12 protein-coding genes are annotated in these 19,835 nt (G+C 41.2%); 1 reads left to right on the top strand and 11 read right to left on the bottom strand.

Annotated features, from left to right (window positions below; all coding sequences use genetic code 11):
- Window positions 1–148 precede the first annotated feature (148 nt).
- The 4 genes from PHU20_RS03695 to PHU20_RS03710 all read right to left on the bottom strand — a co-directional run bounded on the left by PHU20_RS03695 (window position 149) and on the right by PHU20_RS03710 (window position 9,760).
- Entirely contained in the window at window positions 149–1,165 is a 1,017-nt protein-coding gene (locus PHU20_RS03695) for an acyl-CoA dehydrogenase family protein (protein ID WP_274823990.1), read from the bottom strand.
- On the bottom strand, window positions 1,134–1,739 hold the full coding sequence (gene pnuC, locus PHU20_RS03700; RefSeq protein ID WP_420828661.1) for a nicotinamide riboside transporter PnuC: 606 nt from the start codon (window positions 1,737–1,739) through the stop codon (window positions 1,134–1,136). Before pnuC ends, PHU20_RS03695 begins: the two co-directional genes overlap by 32 nt.
- A 439-nt stretch (window positions 1,740–2,178) precedes the next feature.
- Complete coding sequence (locus tag PHU20_RS03705) at window positions 2,179–3,102, bottom strand: PorP/SprF family type IX secretion system membrane protein (protein WP_274823992.1); 924 nt, start codon at window positions 3,100–3,102, stop codon at window positions 2,179–2,181.
- A 100-nt stretch (window positions 3,103–3,202) separates the two neighbouring features.
- Window positions 3,203–9,760: a BspA family leucine-rich repeat surface protein gene (locus PHU20_RS03710; protein ID WP_274823993.1), complete on the bottom strand. Its 6,558-nt coding sequence runs from the start codon at window positions 9,758–9,760 to the stop codon at window positions 3,203–3,205.
- A 1,548-nt stretch (window positions 9,761–11,308) separates the two neighbouring features.
- Here PHU20_RS03710 and PHU20_RS03715 point away from each other — a divergent pair.
- Entirely contained in the window at window positions 11,309–11,632 is a 324-nt protein-coding gene (locus PHU20_RS03715) for a GIY-YIG nuclease family protein (RefSeq protein WP_274823994.1), read from the top strand.
- Window positions 11,633–12,177: 545 nt separating this feature from the next.
- Here PHU20_RS03715 and PHU20_RS03720 read toward each other — a convergent pair.
- From PHU20_RS03720 to PHU20_RS03750, 7 genes are all read right to left on the bottom strand, one after another.
- Complete coding sequence (locus PHU20_RS03720) at window positions 12,178–13,329, bottom strand: helix-turn-helix domain-containing protein (RefSeq protein ID WP_274823995.1); 1,152 nt, start codon at window positions 13,327–13,329, stop codon at window positions 12,178–12,180.
- Window positions 13,330–13,730: 401 nt separating this feature from the next.
- A complete protein-coding gene (locus PHU20_RS03725) occupies window positions 13,731–14,663 on the bottom strand; it encodes an SMP-30/gluconolactonase/LRE family protein (RefSeq protein ID WP_274823996.1) in 933 nt (310 codons plus the stop codon).
- A gap of 511 nt (window positions 14,664–15,174) precedes the next feature.
- A complete protein-coding gene (locus PHU20_RS03730) occupies window positions 15,175–16,374 on the bottom strand; it encodes a DUF4861 domain-containing protein (protein ID WP_274823997.1) in 1,200 nt (399 codons plus the stop codon).
- A 4-nt stretch (window positions 16,375–16,378) separates the two neighbouring features.
- Window positions 16,379–17,170 (bottom strand): gluconate 5-dehydrogenase, encoded by a 792-nt coding sequence (locus tag PHU20_RS03735; protein WP_274823998.1) that lies wholly within the window; start codon window positions 17,168–17,170, stop codon window positions 16,379–16,381.
- Window positions 17,171–17,188: 18 nt separating this feature from the next.
- Window positions 17,189–18,028, bottom strand: coding sequence for a 5-dehydro-4-deoxy-D-glucuronate isomerase (gene kduI / locus PHU20_RS03740; protein WP_274823999.1), 840 nt, complete (start codon window positions 18,026–18,028; stop codon window positions 17,189–17,191).
- Between the two features lie 23 nt (window positions 18,029–18,051).
- Complete coding sequence (locus PHU20_RS03745; protein WP_274824000.1) at window positions 18,052–18,804, bottom strand: DUF6250 domain-containing protein; 753 nt, start codon at window positions 18,802–18,804, stop codon at window positions 18,052–18,054.
- A 200-nt stretch (window positions 18,805–19,004) separates the two neighbouring features.
- On the bottom strand, window positions 19,005–19,826 hold the full coding sequence (locus tag PHU20_RS03750; RefSeq protein ID WP_274824001.1) for a 3-keto-disaccharide hydrolase: 822 nt from the start codon (window positions 19,824–19,826) through the stop codon (window positions 19,005–19,007).
- Window positions 19,827–19,835 lie beyond the last annotated feature (9 nt).

Genomic DNA, 19,835 nt, shown 5'->3' on the forward strand with positions numbered 1-19,835 from the left:
GATTTTTAATATGGAAATAAGACTGATTAGGTCTCGACTGCGCTCGACCTGACAAACCTCGACTGCGCTCGACCTGATAAACCTTGCCCTCTTTTGGATTATAATCGGTAACATTTGAGCCCTAAAAACCTCATGTGCCATACTGGCCTTATTTTGTAAAATTATGATGTTGTGTAGCCGTAAAGTAGTCCCGGAATATTTGGTTCAAAGGATGGTTATCCCTGCTGGCATTTACACCTAAGAAAGGAAATATCCCAATAATATGCCTTGATAACGTCTTTATTGATTCGGAAGCTATATGATGTACTTCCTGAATGATTCGGTCATCCAGGGACTTATGGGTCAAAATACCGTTTTCCACTTGTTCTGCATACCTGAAAATTTTAAGATCGCCATCTTTGATCGTATGTTCCAGATCATCCAAAAGCCCTTTATCGATACTGCGGAAAGCCTCTTCATATAAATGTTGGGCCATTCCAATATAATTTATCCAAAGCGTTAAATCGGCAAAAACGGAAAATGGGATTTTAAATATGGGATCGGGAAGATGGTGATCATTATACAAAAAACCGTTGCTTTTATGAACCAGCACATCATTCACCTCAAAGGAAAAGGTAGCCGTGGCCTTTAATCCCATGGTATTCCAATCTTCGATAATACGTACTTTTTCCTTCGAAATAACAAATGACAGTACTTTTGGTGACCCATCCCCGTTTCTTACTACATTCCCATTTTCACGTAGTTCCGCATTCAAGGTGAAATGTGTAAGATAAGGTGCCCCTGTGGCATACCGCCACTTGCCAGAGATCTTATAATGATCATCTACTAATTCGGCGGTACCCAAAACACCCCCACTTCCCCCAAAACAAACGGTTTCCCCGGAATCGATAAAAATTTCCTGAGCTTTATCTTGCTGTAGGTTTCCGATAAAATAGTTGGCCCCACTGCACAAAGTAACCGTCCACCCCAAGCTTCCATCGATCCTGGCCAATTCCTTCAATTTGGCCAAACCGCCGGTGAGGGGCAACCCCAATCCCCCATAAGTTTCAGGGACCCATAAATTCCATAGGTTTTCTTCCTGAATCCAATTTAATACCTCAGTAGGAAAGACTTCCGCCCCTGTACACTGCCTTCTAAGCTCCTGCTGTTTCCCTGTTTGTATCATGCAAAAGTATTTTTCTCCATTTAAAATATCCCGATGTCCCCATAATAAACAAGAAAACCGTCAACCCAACATATATGTACAGCCCTTTATAAAAGAGCAATGGTATAGCTATGCTATTGCTGATATTCAAGTAAATCCAATTCTCCATTTTCCTTTTGGCCATAAGCCACATGCCGGCCCAAGCAAATGCGTTTACCGCGGCGTCCCAAATGGGCACATCGGAATCGGTATGAAATTTTAGCCAATAGGCCATTATTGCGAAACAAAACAGTACAATGATTATGGCTTTTTTCCGTTCTGCCTTATTGGAATAAGAAATAGGGGATTGTTGTTTTCTGTGGCCGAATTTCCAATACAACCAACCATAGATACTCATCACTAGATAATATAGGTTAAGTAGAATATCGGCATAAAGTTGTGAACGGTAGAGTACCCAAATGCTAATTAGAATGGCAACGATCCCAAATAAATAGTTGTGAACATTGTTATTCCGTGCCAAAAGCACCTGAAATACCCCCAGCAATGTTCCCAAAGCCTGCAACCACGTAAGATGTGTAAAAATAGTCTCCATCAAATTTCCTATTGCTATTTATAAAATGGGAAGATGAAGCCAGTATCGATGGTAGAATCACCATGTCGATTTTACATCCCTACGCCGGCATTATCCGGATCAGGTCCAGAGTAAATTACTCTTGGGTATCATCTCAGCCTACCTTTATGGCAAGCACCCCTATTCAAAAACAAAACTAAAATTATTTCCCGATCTATCGATCCAATTTGCCCATTGAAAAACCCTAAATTCAAAAAAACACCTACATAAACCCATTAAAACGGAAAACTTCTTCTTTTTCAAGATCGGATTTCTTTGGGAAATCATTGGCGCATGGATCGGTTGCGAAAAAACCCCTTGTGTTTAAAAAAACACAAGGGGTTTTTAAAATTATTGATACGGTAGCACTTGTCCTGGACCATTTCAATGTCCCTAAACGGTAAGGACCCTTTTCCCGATCGGATTACATCTTCAATTTAATGAACACCTCATGTGTACCGTTGGATTGTGATGCGATCTCATTATCGAACGGTGCCTCATAAGCATAGCCCATATCGATCCAATTGGCGGCATTGAAGATGAAAAGTCCCCCGATACCTTCCCGAATCCTGTACGATGGTCCTATCTCAACCCTATCATTAAAGCTAAAGGCGGCCGTAAGGTCCACTGAAAGTGGTGTAGCCTCTACATACCTGAATATTGTGGAAGGCTTGAACTTGAGGGTACCCGAAAGTTCAAAATCATAACCACCCGCCAAGTACACATGTGCCTTACTGGCGGCATAGGTGGCCCGACCGTCTTCTTGCTCCAAACGCTCGGTATTCAAGATCCTGGGTACCGACAGGGAGGTGAAAAAATGCTCCCCTTTCACTAGTGCCCCGGCACCTATATTGGGATTGAAGCCCCCATCGATATCATTTAGACTGGGATCCGAACCGATACCGTAGGTAGTAAGTCCAGATAGGTTGGCATTGTACGAATTGGCGCCGGCCTTTATACCGAAATACAACACTGTTACCTCCGAAAGTTGTACTTTATAGGATACATCGACATTTATTGAGGTACTGTTCTCGATAAAGGTTTGGTCATTGACTATGGTGACTCCCAGTCCCAGGTTCTTGCCCATTGGGGTACCGTAAAATACACTCTGGCTTTCAGGTGCACCTTCTATATTTGCCCATTGACTCCTTAAATTCATCCCCACTTCGGAGCCCGTACGCACCCCACGGCCCTCAATGCCCATATCGGCCCCTGCATAGGCAGGGTTCACCAAGTTCATGGTATAACGGTAAAAGGCACGGTTGGGATCCTGCTGCCCCATTACACTGAAAAGTGTTAAAAATCCCAGTAAACATAGAACGGTTGTTTTGATCGATTTTTTTCTCATGGTATATTTTTTAGTTGTTCCGAGGGGCCAGGGTGCTTTCTTTTGAACAAGCCTTGCCCCGACCTCCTTCGGTACAACGGTGTTGGTTTTTTGTTTTTTCTTAGTAGTTAATGAATATCCAGCCCTCCTGTGGTGCAGTACCATTGTTCAGGTCGATGATGTAATAGTAGGATCCCGTTGGTACCTTCTCACTGTTGTTCCTGTAAATGGCACTCCAGTCGTTCTGGTAACCTTTCTCCGAGAATACCTCGTGGCCCCATCGGTTAAAGACTTTTACAATGGCATTGGAATAATTTTCAATACCCTCGATATACCAGGTATCGTTGATTCCGTCACCGTTGGGGGTGAATGCCTGGGATATTTTCACCGCATTTACTTCAACCTCATCAATATCGCCTCCAGAGGTATCACCATCCGTAGACCCATCTCCGTCAACTTCTTTTTGACTATCGGAACAACCGTTGGCATCCACGGTTTCTCCGGCAGGGGTATCGGCACATTGATCCACATCGTTCGTAACACCGTCAGCATCGTCATCTTTCTGACTGGCCGCACAGCCTTCTTCATCTACAGCTTCATCTTCTGGGGAATCCGGGCATTGGTCTTCGGCATCGTTTACTCCGTCGAAATCCGAATCTTTTTGACTCTCAGAGCAGCCTTCTGCATCTACCGTTTCCCCTGTTGGGGTAGCTGGACACATATCCATTGCATCGCTCACACCATCACCATCATCATCGGTATCGGCATTATCCCCCGTACCGTCACCATCGGTATCGGTATCCTCGTTTGCATCCAATGGGAAGGCATCTTCGGTATCCAAGGTGCCGTCATTATCGTCATCGGTGTCGGCATTGTTTCCTGTACCATCATTATCGGTGTCGGTATCTTCGTTTTCATCCAATGGGAAAGCATCTTCCGAATCCGGGGTGCCATCACCATCACTATCTTTCTGGCTATCGGAACAGCCTTCTGCATCTACCGTTTCGCCAGCTGGGGTATCTGGACACATATCCAGGGTATCGCTGATACCATCACCATCGGTATCGGCATCTTTTTGGCTATCGGAACAACCATTGGCATCTACGGTTTCCCCAGCAGGGGTATCTGCACAGTTGTCCAAATCATCTGACACACCGTCTTCATCTGAATCAACATTGTCGCAATTTAGACCGAAATCGTCAATGGTCCAACCGTAGGTATCGATAATTTTTTGGCGAGCAGTTGCTCCTTCACAATAACTGTTAGAAGCAATAAAGGTTACATCATTTTGCAGGGTCAAATCACTCCAACCAATTAAGATCTTATCGTAATTGGCGGTCGAAATACCTGAAAGTCTTAACATAGAGGTCATATCGGTCACATTACTTACATTCCATTTACTTAGATCATTATTAAAAACCAAAGCACCATCGAACATATAGTACATATTAGTAACATTGCTCACATCCCAATCGCTAATATCTTGGTTAAATGCCGATGCCCCGGCAAACATTAGAGTCATATCGGTCACACTGCTTACATTCCAATTACTTAAATCATTATTAAAAACCCTAGCCCAATAGAACATATCGTGCATACTAGTAACATTGCCCACATCCCAATCGCTAATATCTTGATTAAAAGCTGTGGCACCACTAAACATCCCCGTCATGTCAGTCACATTGCTCACATTCCACTTCCCGATATCTTGGTTAAAAGCTATGGCAAGAGCAAACATCCCCGTCATGTCAGTCACATTGTTCACATCCCAGTCCCCGATATCTTGGTTAAAATTTGAATTATAGAACATATACGACATGTCGGTTACATTGCTCACATCCCAACCACTGATATCTTGGTTAAATGCAGTTGTATTAGAAAACATGTTGCTCATATTCGTTACCTCAGAAAGATTAGGTACATCAACCGCATTGATTACCACATTATTGCAACTTTCAAAACTTTTTTCCATAGATTGCCATACTTGGTCTCCCCATTGCTCAACGGATAATAATTTAGCCCTATAAAAAGTAGTCAATTGAAAATGCGGAAAAACCCCGCTGATACGTACGGTATAGGTACCTGCTGTACTATATTGATGCCTGGCATAGTCGGTATAAACGGTATTATCAGTTGATCCGTCTCCCCAGTCTACCGTATAACTATAGGTATAATCTGAATTTGTAGGGATGGTTATTGATTCATTTGCAGCATCGGTTTTCCAAGTGGTAATAAAGGGTATGCTGGGGCAATCCTCACCAGCATCGGTAATCGTCCAACCATAGGTGTCGATTAAATCTTGCCGTGCTGTTGCTCCTTCACAATAGGTACTATTACCACCATGAAAATTAATGTTTGATGGTATTTGGATTTCCCCTGCAACTGTATCCAAAGTGTTCCAGCCAATTAAAGTATTATCATAATTCTCTTGCGATAACGCGACTCCATACAACATAGCAGACATATCGGTTACATTGCTTACATCCCAACTACCTATATCTTGGTTAAATGCAGTTGAATAAACGAACATTTCCGACATGTCGGTCACATTGCTTACATCCCAATCCCCGATATCTTGGTTAAATGCAGTTGCATTGTAAAACATATAGGACATAGTGGTTACGCTACTTACGTTCCAACTTCTGATGTCTTGATTAAAAGCTGTTGCATTATTAAACATCGATGACATATCGGTTACATTGCCTACATCCCAACTACCTATATCTTGGTTAAATGCAGTTTCATTAACGAACATTTTCGACATATTAGTCACATTGCTTACATCCCAATCACCGATATAGAAATTAAATTCTCTAGCGGAGAAGAACATCAACTCCATATTGTTCACATTACTTACATCCCAACCACTAATATCTTGGTTAAAAGACACAGCAGCATAGAACATACCTGCCATATTACTAACTGCGGCAACATTCCAATTGCTTATATCTTGGTTAAAGGAATATGCCCTTCCGAATATATAACTCATGTCCGTAACGTTACTCACATTCCAATTACCAATATCTGAGTTGAAGTCATAAACTTCGTAGAACATAAAAGACATATCGGTAACCAAAGAAAGATCTGGTACATCGGTAGCATTGATAACAAGATTCTCACATCCGTAAAATGCTCTCTCCATAGAACCCCATTGTTGGGAGCCCCATTGTTCTACGGTAAATATTTTTTTATTATCACCTGAATCTGGAAATTTTAAATGCGGAAAATCCCCGCTGATGCTTACCGTATAGGTGCCTGCTGTTGTATAGGTATGGGTGGCATGGCCTGTATAGATTGTGTTGTCTGTTATACCATCGCCCCAATCTACTGTGTAGGCAAAGGTGCCATCACCGGTGGGTATGGTAATTTGATTGTCGTTTGATGACCCTTCATTATCCGTTTTCCAAGTGGTGATAAAAGGCAAGAAGGGGCAATCCTCTCCGTCATCGGTAATAGACCACCCATAGGTGTCAATTAAATCTTGCCGTGCTGTTGCTGCTTCACAATAATTGCTTTGTCTTGCCGTAAATACGATGCCTGTTGGTATTTGTGTTTCCCCGGCAGCTGTATCCAAAGTATTCCAGCCTATTAAGGTGTTGTCATAATTTGCCATTGACATACTTGTATCGTCGAAGAAATACTCCATATCCGTTACATTACTTATATCCCAACTTCCTAAATTTTGGTCGAAATTCGATGCTGCTTCGAATATGCTGTACATGTTACTCACATTACTCACATCCCAATTACTGATGTCTTGATTAAAAGATGATGCCCGAAAAAACATTAGATTCATATCGGTCACACTGCTCACATTCCAACTGCTGATATCTTGATTAAACGATGTGGCAAAATAGAACATATGCCCCATTTTGGTCACATTGCTAACATTCCAGTTGCTTATATCACTATTAAAAGAACCGGCATAAGCAAACATTCTTCCCATATCTGTCACCAAAGATAAATCTGGGGTGTCTTCTGCATTAATGGTTAGGTTAGTACACCCGCTAAAGCTATAATACATACTCAACCATGTCTGGTCTCCCCATTGTTCTACGGTAAGTATTTTTTTATTATCCCCTGAATCTGGAAATTTTAAATGCGGAAAATCCCCGCTGATGCTTACCGTGTAGGTGCCTTCAGCTGCATAGGTATGGGTGGCATCACCCGTATATACTGCAGTATCGGTTGTCCCATCGCCCCAATCCACCGTATAGGCAAAGGTGCCATCACCGGTGGGTATGGTAATTTGATCGTCGTTTGATGACCCTTCATTATTGGTTTTCCAAGTGGTGACGAAGGCAGTTTCAGAACAATCCTTGCCCCCATCGGTAATCGTCCACCCATAGGTGTCAATTAAAGATTGTCTTGCTGATGCTCCAGCACAATAAGTGCTATTACCGCCATTGAATGTAATATTTGGTGGTATTTGTGTTTCCCCTGCAGCGGTATCCAAAGTACTCCAGCCAATTAGGGTGTTGTCGTAATTTGCCGTGGAAAGCTGGGAGTCAGAAAACATATCAAACATTTCGGTTGTGTTACTTATATCCCAACTGCCTAGGTTTTGGTCAAAATTAGTTGCTAAGGCGAACATAGCACTCATATTAGTAACATTTGCTACCTTATTTCCCCAATTTCCAATGGGTTGGTTAAATTTTCCTGCATATGCGAACATACCATACATATTAGTAACACTGCTCACATCCCAGGCACTTATGTCTTGGTTGAAATTACTTCCAAGTAAGAACATAGCACTCATATCAGTAACGTTTGCTACCTTATCTCCCCAATTTCCTATAGGTTGGTTAAAATTTTCTGCTCCTATGAACATACCATACATATTAGTAACACTGCTCACATCCCAAGAGCCAATATCCTTATTAAATGCTGTTGCGCCCAAAAACATTTCGGACATATCAGTAACATTTCCTACTTTATTGCCCCAATTTCCAATAGGTTGGTTAAAGTTTTCTGCTTCTCTAAACATAAGATTCATATTGGTAACATTACTTACATCCCAACTGCTTATGTCGCCGTTAAAAAGGGTTGCGTCAGAAAACATATTAGACATATTCGTAACACTGCTCACATCCCAAGAGTTAATATCTTGATTAAAGGACGAAGCGATAAAAAACATCCCGTACATGTTAGTAACATTTCCTACTTTATTGCCCCAATTTCCGATCGGTTGATTAAAATTAGTTGCATTTCTAAACATTTCTTGCATATTAGTAACACTACTTACATCCCAACCACTGATATCGCCATTAAAAATAGATGCACCTTGGAACATTTTTTCCATATTTGTTACATTGCCTACATCCCAACTGCTTATGTCGGCGTTAAAGGATCGTGCCGATCGAAATGCCGAAGACATATCTGTAACACCCGAAATATTGGGTGTATCTGTAGCATTAATAGTTAAATTAGTACAACCGAAAAAACTAGATTTCATACTTTCCCATTCTTGCGATCCCCACTGATTAACAGTTATTATTTTTCCAATATCATAGGAGTTGTTAAAATAAATTTGTGGAAAAGCACCGGTAATAGCTACTTCATAAGTGCCAGCTACCTCATAATTGTGAGTAATATTTCCAGAGATATTGGTGTCATCTATTATACCATCGTTTTCCCAATCTATATTGTAGCTGTAAGTATATTCACTATTTGTAGGTATCATTATTGAAGTATCGGATGAGGTTCCATAATTATCCGTTTTCCAAGTGGTGATAAAAGGTTTAGAACAATCCTTGCCCATATCGTTAAACGTCCACCTATATTGGTCCATTAATTCTTGTCTTGCCTCTTCTCCTCCGCAATACGTACTAGTGGAGGCTTCAAAACCAATATCTGTTGGTATTTTTGTTTCCCCGGCGGCGGTATCCAAAGTACTCCACCCAATTAGGGTGTCATCGTAATTGGCCGTGGAAAGTTTGGCGCCGTTAAACATACCGTACATAAGAGTAGCACTACTTATGTCCCAGCCGCCTAGATTTTGATCAAAAGCTGTTGCATGAAAAAACATAACCTGAAATTGGGATACCTTACCTACATTCCAATTACCGATATCCTGGTTAAAAGCCGCAGCCTCTTGGAACATATACCTCATATTCGTAACATTGCCCACATCCCAGGAACCAATATCCTGATTGAAATTTTCTGCACCATAAAACATTGCCGACATATTGGTTACATTAGAAACATCCCAACCACTTATGTCTCCATTAATTGCAGTTACATTATAGAACATTCCAGACATATTGGTAACCAAAGAAAGATCCGGCGCATCTGTGGCATTATATTCCAAATTATCACAGTCTTTAAAAATTTCCTCCATACTCTTCCATTGCTGGGTGCCCCATTGTTCCACAGATACCAATTCATTTTCAGACATCAACTTAATATGTGGAAAAGTACCGGAAATGGTTACGGTAAATTCCCCGTGGTTATCATAACTATGAAATGCATCACCGGTGTACTCCGTATTATCTATAGAACCATCTCCCCAATCTACCGTATAGGCATAAGTATAATCAGAAGGACTGGTACCGATTTCTATTGACATGTCATCTTCACTCGTTTCCAAATTGAAAATAAATTCATCTTGTGCCTGTGAAATTCCGAAGCTCAATAAAGCTATAAGGAAAAGTAGGGGGTGTGTAAATTTCTTTTTCATAAATGATTTAATTGGTTGTTTTGTTATTGGTGTATGGCGCCCATAATTTAAGTAGGAAAACGCTGATACTTTTTTGATGTGTAAAGAACGGAGCATAAAAGAGAATAATATATATGGGAGTTGGCCAATATGTGCCTACATCCGATTCGGACCCAAAAACCAACCTATAAAAGAAAAGTAAAGAAAGAGGTTTCTTACAATTCAAAACATTGTAAACAAGTAATTTAAATGCTATTATAACCACTTGTAAAAAGAGTTTTACTTTAATAAGGCCTAGTGTTAAATAGTAATCCGTAAATAGGTGTCCAAATCGTATTTGGACACATAAATGGGGGCATGAGCGTCAAAAACGGACAGGTTAACAGGTTTTTTACACTCAAGAGTCCGTAGGTCTTGGTGATAATTTTATTAATTGGACTATGAGGTCTCGACTGCGCTCGACCTGACATACCCCAACTGCGCTCGACCTGACATACCTCCTCGATTGCAATCGACCGGACATACCTCGACTGGGATACTTGATTAGCAGTATTCCTAAAAAATATTGATTGGTGACCCTGTACGGTCAAGAGAAATGGATATCATACCGATGAGGTCTCGACTGCGCTCGACCTGACATACCGCGACTGCGATCGACCTGACATACCTTGACTGCGCTCGACCTGACATACCGCGACTGCGATCGACCGGACAATCCTCGAGTGCGCTCGACCAGACAAACCCCAACTGGAATATTTGATTAGCAGAATTCCTGAAAAATATTGATTGGTGACCCGGCCCGGTCAGTAGAAATGAATATTATACTATTGAGGTCTCGACTGCGCTCGACCTGACATACCCCAACTGCGCTCGACCTGACAAACCTCGACTGCGCTCGACCTGAAAAACCCCGACTGGGATACTTGATTAACAGAATTCCTATAAAATATTGATTGGTGACCCTGTACGGTCAGTAGAAATGAATATCATACCGATGAGGTCTCGACTGCGCTCGACCTGACAAACCTCGACTGCGCTCGACCTGACATACCATGACTGCGCTCGACCTGAAAAACCCCGACTGGGATACTTGATTAGCAGTATTCCGGAAAAATATTGATTGGTGACCCGGCCCGGTCAAGAGAAATGAATATCATACCGATGAGGTCTCGACTGCGCTCGACCAGACAGACCCAAAGCAAGCGCACCTTGACAAACAGCAACCTCTTTTAAATTACAATCGCTATATCAGCTTTGGTTTTTATGCTTTAAAAGTCTTATTATTTCTATAAATGATTAAATTACATCCATGTCCGGTCGAGCGCAGTCGAGACCTCCTTTTGATTACCTAAAGCCAGAAACTTGGACTGCATTCATAGTCCTAAAAGTACCATTTTCACACCCCTGTCCGGTCGAGCGCAGTCGAGACCTCCTCTTTGGTTTGCCTTAACCAAAAAAACCTCGATTACCATTCGTTCACAGTCCATAATTATTGGTATATGATTAATAATCATTAACTAATAAATCTGTCCGGTCGAACGCAGTCGAGACCTTTTCACGGCCAACCTTATGAAACGCTATTACGTATACATACTTCTTTGTTCCGACGGGTTAACCTATACCGGTATCACGAATGATGTGGCAAGAAGATTCCACGAACACCAAATGGGATTGAACAAAAATTGTTTTACATTTAAAAGGAGACCAGTGGAATTGATCTTTGAACAAGAATTCAATGACGTTGTACAAGCCATTTACTTTGAAAAAAAGTTGAAAAAATGGAGTGGAAAAAAGAAATTGGCCCTTGCTAACGGCCAATTCGACCTTCTCCAAATCTTAGCGGAATGCAGGAATGCCTCACATTCCGATTATAATCCGGAGAAAGGCAATTGAGGTCTCGACTGCGCTCGACCTGACAAACATCGACTGGGATACTTGATTAACAGAATTCCTAAAAAAATATTAATTGGTGACCCTGTACGGTCAGTAGAAATGAATATCATACCGATGAGGTCTCGACTGCGCTCGACCTGACATACCTCGACTGCGCTCGACCTGACATACCCCGAATAAGATACTTGATTAGCAGTATTCCTATAAAATATTGATTGGTGACCCGGCCCGGTCAGTAGAAATGGATATTATACTATTGAGGTCTCGACTGCGCTCGACCTGACAAACATCGACTGCGCTCGACCGGACAATCCTCGAGTGCGCTCGACCTGACAAACATCGACTGGGATACTTGATTAACAGAATTCCTAAAAAAATATTAATTGGTGACCCTGTACGGTCAGTAGAAATGGATATCATACCGATGAGGTCTCGACTGCGCTCGACCTGACAAACCTCGACTGCGCTCGAACTGACAAACCCCGACTGCGCTCGACCTGACATACCTCGACTGCATTTATTACCTAAAGGAAAAGAAAGGGCTTTTACCGACTATTAGAACTAAATTCGGTAACGTTCATAGAGGTAATCTTTTTAAACGTCTTACTGAAAGAACTTCTATTGGCAAAACCACATTGCTGTGCAAGGGCCTCCATCGTATTCCTATCCAAATATCCAAGGGCAATTAGTGTCTTTCCTTTTTCGATACGCACATTGTTCCTATAGGCCGAAAAACTGAGCCCTAATTGCTGATTAAGGAAATAGGATAAATGATGTGTGGGAATTTCCAATGCCTTGGCACAACTGGTCAAATCAAAATCCTGTTCAAAAAACGAACCTCTTTCTTTTATTGTATCCAACTGGTTCATTAATCCGCCAACATCCAACCCAAACTTCAATTCTTCTTCTTCCTTCGTAGGAGTTGTTAGCGTTGTATTGCTTTTTTTGCTCCTAGGATACCCATACAAAATTGAAGGAAAATATATGGGCATAACCCCTATGGCAAATAGCACCAAATAGAAGACAAAATTAACCTTATGTAGAATTGGTGCCGTCGAACGCAAGAAATCAACTTCCAACAATTTTTCGAATGCGAAGATCGATGCCAATATCGACATTAAAACAAATAGGACATATAAAGAAACCACCCATGTAATCAACTTACGATCCTTTTCCTTGATTAGGCTTCGAAGAAAATCCAACAATAAGGGTAAAAGGCTGATCAATGCTAAAAACTGCCACAGAAAGCGCATTGCATAATGTTGGTTTATATTTAAAAACCCGTATCTCACCTTTAATCTATCCGCCGGTTTTAAGTATGCGTTTGAGACAATGGCATCATACACCTCTTGCGGTTTGGCATAAACATTCAAAACATCAACAAAACCGATTATAAAGGGCACAAATACCAGTAAATACCTCCAACGCCAAACAAATTCATCTTTGATCAAGGTTAGAAAATAAAAAAATATAGGTACGGATATTAAATTATACAAGGGCAATGGCCATACATAAAACCAACTGTATTCTACAAGTAAACCGCTTTCAATAACGTAGGTTTGAAGGGCATATATGGAAAATATGGCGTAAAAAGACCCTAAGAAAATGGTAGAATATCTGTTCGCGGATCTTCTTGCAAACAATGAAATTGCCAATACCATTCCGAAAACAGCAATAATTAAGAAAAGGTTTTGCAAAGTGTAGGATATTACATGTTCGTAGAATTATCGGTAAAATTAATTTTTTTTCAATGCAAACAAACTACCCCTAACATTTTCTTTCCGTTTTTTTAATTTTAGCGGATTCGGTTTACTAAATCCCCAATCGTATAAAATACCCTCTATATAAATACCAAGACGCGCCTATGTATGCTGTTTCTTTTCCCTTGAATTCTACAAACTGCATAATCGACAAACCATTTTACGCAATGAAGTGCTACCCGTTGAACAAACACGTTTACGCTATTGCTTAATTCGAAAGTTAGCTTCCATATGGGTACGCATATAGCCATCCGAACTGTGAATTCCCATTAATTGATTGAATATGTATTGATTACGGCGACCTGGGATTTTAAACCAACACCTTCATGATTATCTTCTTACTTTTCAATTTCAACAGCATATATTAAACCGGCCTTCATATCGGGCAATAACAATCGACCTTTATCCTCTTCCAGATAAAAATCGGCGGCGGACTGAAGTCCTTCCACCAACACCTCGGCCTCTTCCGTTTCTCCATTGATTTTCCAGACCTTACCTTGCACCCAACTACTTATATAATAGTTCCCCTTACTATCCTGTTCAACTGCATCACCTCCTCGAAAAGTTCCTTTTAACGCTCTGAATCCCCCATCTTTATGTACCAAGAAATTACCCAGAAAAAAAGCACTCACCATAATATCACCTTTGTTGTCAACCCCCACTCCATTGGGGTTCAACATTAATGGGGAGGTATTTTTTTCAATAGTAATTTTACCGTCCAAGGTGACGTGGAAGATACGTCCTCGTTGAGGAATTTTTTTGGCTTGTTCACTTTCTAAAGGCCAAAGATCACCGTTCGCATCACGCATATAATTTGAAGCCCCCATGTCCGCCACATAAATGCCTTTTTTTTCAGCATCCAACGAGACATCATTAAGATATAAGGCTTCTACGGGAAATTGATCTTTTGATATAAAAATAGTCGCCTTACCGTTTTCATCAACCTTCCAAATACGATTGATATCCGAAAAATATAAATGGCCCTCTAAATATACGATTCCCTTTGGCTCATCAAACCCTGTTGAAAACACCTTTACACCTTCTTCGGAAATCTCCACTAATTCACCATCCCCCTCCTCTTTTCCGTTCATTAACGTGACATAATAGTTATCATTGAATCCTTTGGTGATACTTTCAGGGTTTACACCGACTTCTACAGGGAAGGTAATTTGAGGTCCTTGCCCATAGGTCAATCCACAGCTGAGTAGTAAAAAAATAAGGTTTAGCTGAATTGCTTTCCTCGTACCTCGCAAATTTGAATTCTTCATCATTTATATCTATTTAATAGTAATGGACAATTGATTCCTGGGGACTTTCACCGTTTTATATCAATTTCGGCCACCCCGAATTACTTTCCTTAAAAAAACGTCCCAAGTAGTTTTTCCCAACATTCCTATAATACACCGGAAGGCTATCATCCGTACTCCCCTATGTCCTATCCTTGAATTTCAATGAATCATCCGCCATGAAGTACCCAATTACCCATAACCTAGAACAATTCAAAAGTAGGAATCATTTCATTTCAACACGAATGTCATTGTTTTTTCCACTCCTATCCGCAATAAGAATAACCTCGCGACTTACATATTTCGTCCTGAAAAAACAGGTCCGGTATATCCTATACCAAAAAAACCGTTGATGAACACGAGTTGGAAAAAAGGGTTCCGTTGTATTGTATATACAAGAAATCCAATCTTTTTAAAGATTGGATTTCTTTGGGATTACCGTTATAATAGCCATCCGTTTTAAGATCAGTCATTAACTTATACTCCTGACACCACCTTACAACTTACTGACTTTTAAAGGATTATTTATTTTTGTCGCAAAATCCTTTAGATACCCATTCCAATCTTCCTGGGTATTGAATTGTCCGCTTTTCTTCCAACCGAAACCGGCATAGTAGGTTACTTTGCCCGCTTCAAGTCCGAAATGGGCATAAAGGTTACTTTCATCGGTTTTGTTGGTCAAGTAATTTTCATACCCGATCATGGCTCCTTTAGGGGCAACGATACCCGTACCTATTTCAGAATCGCCATGGGGTTCCCAATAACTTACCCAACCTTGATCGACCTGGGTACTTATTTCCCCATCTTTTTCGTGGGAGGTTAGCCCTACTGATACCGTATCGGTTCCCGTGACCTCAACAACGAATTTGGATAGGTTGCTCCCATAATCGAGCGAAATATACTTTCTTTCGGATATCGTTTGATCACCGGCTGTCCATGGGGCATAATCCAACCAAAAACTTGTACGTATGGGGCCGGTTTCCAACGTCTTCCACTTAGTGAAATTCTTTGAGAAGCTGTAGGTAGTATCAACCTTTACCGCTATACCGCCTACCCCTCTACTGGAACCGACATGAAAATTATCCAAGCCCTCGCCAGTATCCTCATGGTAAGTACCTTCGGTTTCCAACTCCTTTTTATACCATCGGTTGATAATGGGGTAATCTACCCTTTTCAACCAGGCATCAATACCACTGGACAGGGTACCTCCCGGAACATTCTCCTCGATCATCTTTTGGGCTACGGGACCGTAGGTCCTAAAGGCTACCCGATTATTTTCCCAAGCATAATCATCGGTTCTTTCAGGAACAAAACGGGAATAACAACTTGGGATCGTATCTTTATGAAACTGGTCTTCCTTTGGCACCACTTCATACGTTTTGGTCGAATTCGCTTTTATTTCCGGCTGAAACAACAATACATCGGGGGTACCGTCCCCATCGGTATCGCTTACCTGTGAAACTTGTTCCTCCTTTGTTTCCACATCGATAATGGTGTAGGTTTTTGAAGTGTCAAGAGTTTCACCTTCAGGAGTTATATCCTTTAGTTCAATTTCCACGGTTTCGAACGAACGATCCATATTAAGATCATTCGTTACCATGAACTTTGGCAATGCCTCAGGTTTTTGGGTACAAGCAGCTGCAACCAAACAAGCCAGGGTTAAATAAAGAAAATGTTTGTTACGGGTTACTGTCATCGTATTATTCATTTGATGGTTTACCAATAGTGGCCAATATACCGCCATCTACATATAAGACGTGGCCATTAACGAAATCACTGGCCTTGGAGGCCAAGAAAATAGCAGCCCCTGCCAAGTCTTCGGGTTCCCCCCATCTTGCGGCAGGAGTTCTACTGATGATAAAATCATTGAAGGGATGCCCATCCACACGAATCGGTGCCGTCTGTGAAGTGGCAAAATATCCCGGTCCGATTCCATTGGTCTGAACATTGAATTTGGCCCATTCGGTCGCCATGTTCTTCGTCAACATTTTGAGTCCGCCCTTTGCAGCGGCATAGGCACTGACGGAATCCCGACCCAATTCGCTCATCATAGAGCAGATATTGATGATCTTTCCGCCTCCTCTTTCGATCATTCCTTTTACCACATACTTTGACATGATAAACGGACTGACCAGATCGACCTTTATGACTGCTTCAAAATCCGCAACCTCCATATCGACCATGGGGATCCTTTTGATGATGCCCGCATTATTGACCAAGATATCGATCGGTCCTACTTCCGCTTCAATTTTCTTAAGGTTTTCGATTACGGCAGCTTCATCGGTGACATCAAAAATATAACCATGGGCCTCAATCCCTTCAGAGCGATATTCCTCTACAGCACTGTTCACTTTTTCCAAGGAATTAAGATCATTGACCACGATTTTCGCGCCAGCATGGCCCAAACCTTTGGCCATTGCCATTCCCAAACCGTGTACAGCCCCGGTTACCAAGGCTACCTTCCCTGTTAAATCAAATAAATTAATCGACATTATTGTGTATTTTATATATTATCTTAATTCCGTTATTTTTGCGACATCCATATCCCCATAATCCAGGTTTTCACCGGCCATACCCCAAATAAAGGTATAGTTGGATGTTCCCGAACCACAGTGGATAGACCATGGCGGAGAAATGACCGCTTGGTTGTTTTGCATCCAAATATGTCGTGTTTCCTGGGGTTGCCCCATAAAATGGCATACGGATTGTCCTTCAGGGATATCCATATAAAAATAAATTTCCATCCTACGATCATGGACATGTGCCGGCATGGTATTCCATACACTACCGGTTTTGAGTTCCGTCATTCCCATTTGTAATTGACAGGTTTTTACGATTCCCCCGATGATCATCTGGTTGACGGTTCTGTGGTTCGCCGTTTCCAAAGACCCCAACTCCAGTTTATTTGCCTCTTCCAAGCTCACTTTCTTCGTTGGAAAACTACTATGTGCGGGTGCGGAATTCAAATAGAACATGGCAGGCTTTTTAGGGTCATCGCTCTTAAATACGACCTCCTTGGCGCCCATTCCTATGTACAAGGCATCTTTATGCCCCATCGGATAGGTTTCCCCATCAATTTCCACGCTTCCGTTATCGCCTACATTGATGATTCCCATTTCCCGACGTTCCAAGAAGTATTCGGCCTTTAATGGGTCGATGGTCTCCAACTTCAATGGTTTTTCAGGAACTGCCGATCCCGCGATATAACGATCATAATGGGAATACGTAAAGGTAATGACTCCTTTGGTCATTAGATCATCTATCAAAAACTCTTCCCTTAAAGCCGTGGTATCATATTTTTTTACCGCTTCCGGACTGGAAGCATAACGTGTTTGATATGTCGTGGACATAGTATTTAGATTATTTATTAATATTAATTTTCCTCGATTAACTTATATACTTTGAAATTGTCTATGGTCATATGGTTATTGACCGTCCTTAAACCGAAATATCCCGATAAATAAGGATTCGCATCATAAAAATCGACCATTAGAACATCATCCCTATAATATCTAATGAAGTTCTTATGTGCTATGATCTTGATATGGTAAACTTGATTGGGGGCCAATAAAAAATCAGGTCTTGTAAAGTCATATTCCGGTAGTAAAGGTCGCTCCCCGTTACCTACATACCGCCTAAAACGGGTTTTTGAATTGTCGTGACCGCCCACGCCCATATAATACAGCCTAAGGCTATCATAATTTGTGAATTTACCGCCCCGTTCCTCCGATTTTTCAAATAGGTTTTCAGGATGTTCCATATCTTTTGCCATCCAAAAACAGTTCATGTCCGAAACGCGGTCATTTGGTCCTCCGTTATCGATTATATAGGTGTCGTATTCAATTAGGACAGATCCTTCCAATTCTTTTTTAAACCAAATGGTGCAACCGGCAACATCGTTGATTTCCAATTTACCGTTCTTGATTTCAGCCTTGCCCCCCTCCATTTGTTCAACGACCCAATTGTCCATTCCCGTATCAAAGTCTTCTTCATAGAGTAATGTAGGGGTTACTTTGACCGTATCATTCAAAACAATGTACTTGCCCTGTGCACATGAAACAAGGCCGACAAATAGTGTCAACATCAACATCGGAATTGCGCGGGTACATGCTGATTTTCCTTTCATTGGAAATGAGGTTTAGTATTAAAAACATAGTCACCTATGGCATACGCAAATTGGCAAAAAGAAATAGTTGCCACTATAAATCATAGCCCTAATATGATAAACAATGATGCATTTGAAGTATATAGGGTTCATATGCAGGCTGAAAGCTTTTGCTCCCCCCCTTGAAAGCCAGATTACCAATAAAATGTTTTTTTAACTTCTCAATCCCTCAAAAACTTCTTCATGGGAACTGCCCTTTTAAACTCCTTGATCCTGATGTTGCGGTAATAAATCTCAGCAGTTTCGGATTGAAACCCTATTACCCCTTCACTTACTGAAAGATCGGTCGCCATGTTTACGATTTGACCATTTAGTTTATGAATCACATATTTATTGCCCATGACAATGATCTCGCATTCATTCCATTTAGCGTTGAGTGCATGGTAATCTAAGTTGGGCGCCCCATAAAGTTCGTTTTTCTTTTGTTCAAATTTCTTACCTCCCTCACTGGGCAACAGGAAGGTTCTACCATCTCCCGAATACCAATCCAAAGTGGTCCCAGCAGCCCAAAAATCCCCTGTATGGTTCCTGTTGGCGATGTGGTCATAGCGAATTTGGTATTCAATGCCTTTTGGCCATACCTTATCGTCATAAACATGGTAATAACATCCCGCATCGTATTGCCATTGATCAAAGTTGTTCGCTATTTTTTTACCCCATTTATACTCGAAGCGAAGTATGTATTTACTGTATTTCTTTTTGGTAAAAAACAGCCCATGAGTTCCATTTTCACCCGTATTCAGGTTTAAACTGTCCGGAAAATCCTTGAACACATGTACAACCCCATCTTCGATGGCATACACCTTTTTTGCCATTTCCGAATCGCCATTCCTCAACTTAAGATTCCACCCATCCCAGTTCTCACCATTGAATAAATCCACAAAACCATCCTCTTTAGAGGTGCTGCCCTGTGCCTGGGAAATGTTAAATGAAAAGCTGAAAAAGATCAATAGCAAACTTACGAACCGGAGTTGATTTTTCATATCCTTGTT

The sequence above is a fragment of the Maribacter polysaccharolyticus genome (genome assembly GCF_028882255.1).
In the GTDB taxonomy this organism is placed as follows: domain Bacteria; phylum Bacteroidota; class Bacteroidia; order Flavobacteriales; family Flavobacteriaceae; genus Maribacter_A; species Maribacter_A polysaccharolyticus.

Coding starts and splice junctions, on each gene's coding strand:
- PHU20_RS03695 (WP_274823990.1), bottom strand. CDS start 1,165: ATGATACAAACAGGGAAACAGCAGGAGCTTAGAAGGCAGTGTACAGGG.
- PHU20_RS03705 (WP_274823992.1), bottom strand. CDS start 3,102: ATGAGAAAAAAATCGATCAAAACAACCGTTCTATGTTTACTGGGATTT.
- PHU20_RS03710 (WP_274823993.1), bottom strand. CDS start 9,760: ATGAAAAAGAAATTTACACACCCCCTACTTTTCCTTATAGCTTTATTG.
- PHU20_RS03715 (WP_274823994.1), top strand. CDS start 11,309: ATGAAACGCTATTACGTATACATACTTCTTTGTTCCGACGGGTTAACC.
- PHU20_RS03725 (WP_274823996.1), bottom strand. CDS start 14,663: ATGATGAAGAATTCAAATTTGCGAGGTACGAGGAAAGCAATTCAGCTA.
- PHU20_RS03730 (WP_274823997.1), bottom strand. CDS start 16,374: ATGACAGTAACCCGTAACAAACATTTTCTTTATTTAACCCTGGCTTGT.
- PHU20_RS03735 (WP_274823998.1), bottom strand. CDS start 17,170: ATGTCGATTAATTTATTTGATTTAACAGGGAAGGTAGCCTTGGTAACC.
- kduI (WP_274823999.1), bottom strand. CDS start 18,028: ATGTCCACGACATATCAAACACGTTATGCTTCCAGTCCGGAAGCGGTA.
- PHU20_RS03745 (WP_274824000.1), bottom strand. CDS start 18,804: ATGAAAGGAAAATCAGCATGTACCCGCGCAATTCCGATGTTGATGTTG.
- PHU20_RS03750 (WP_274824001.1), bottom strand. CDS start 19,826: ATGAAAAATCAACTCCGGTTCGTAAGTTTGCTATTGATCTTTTTCAGC.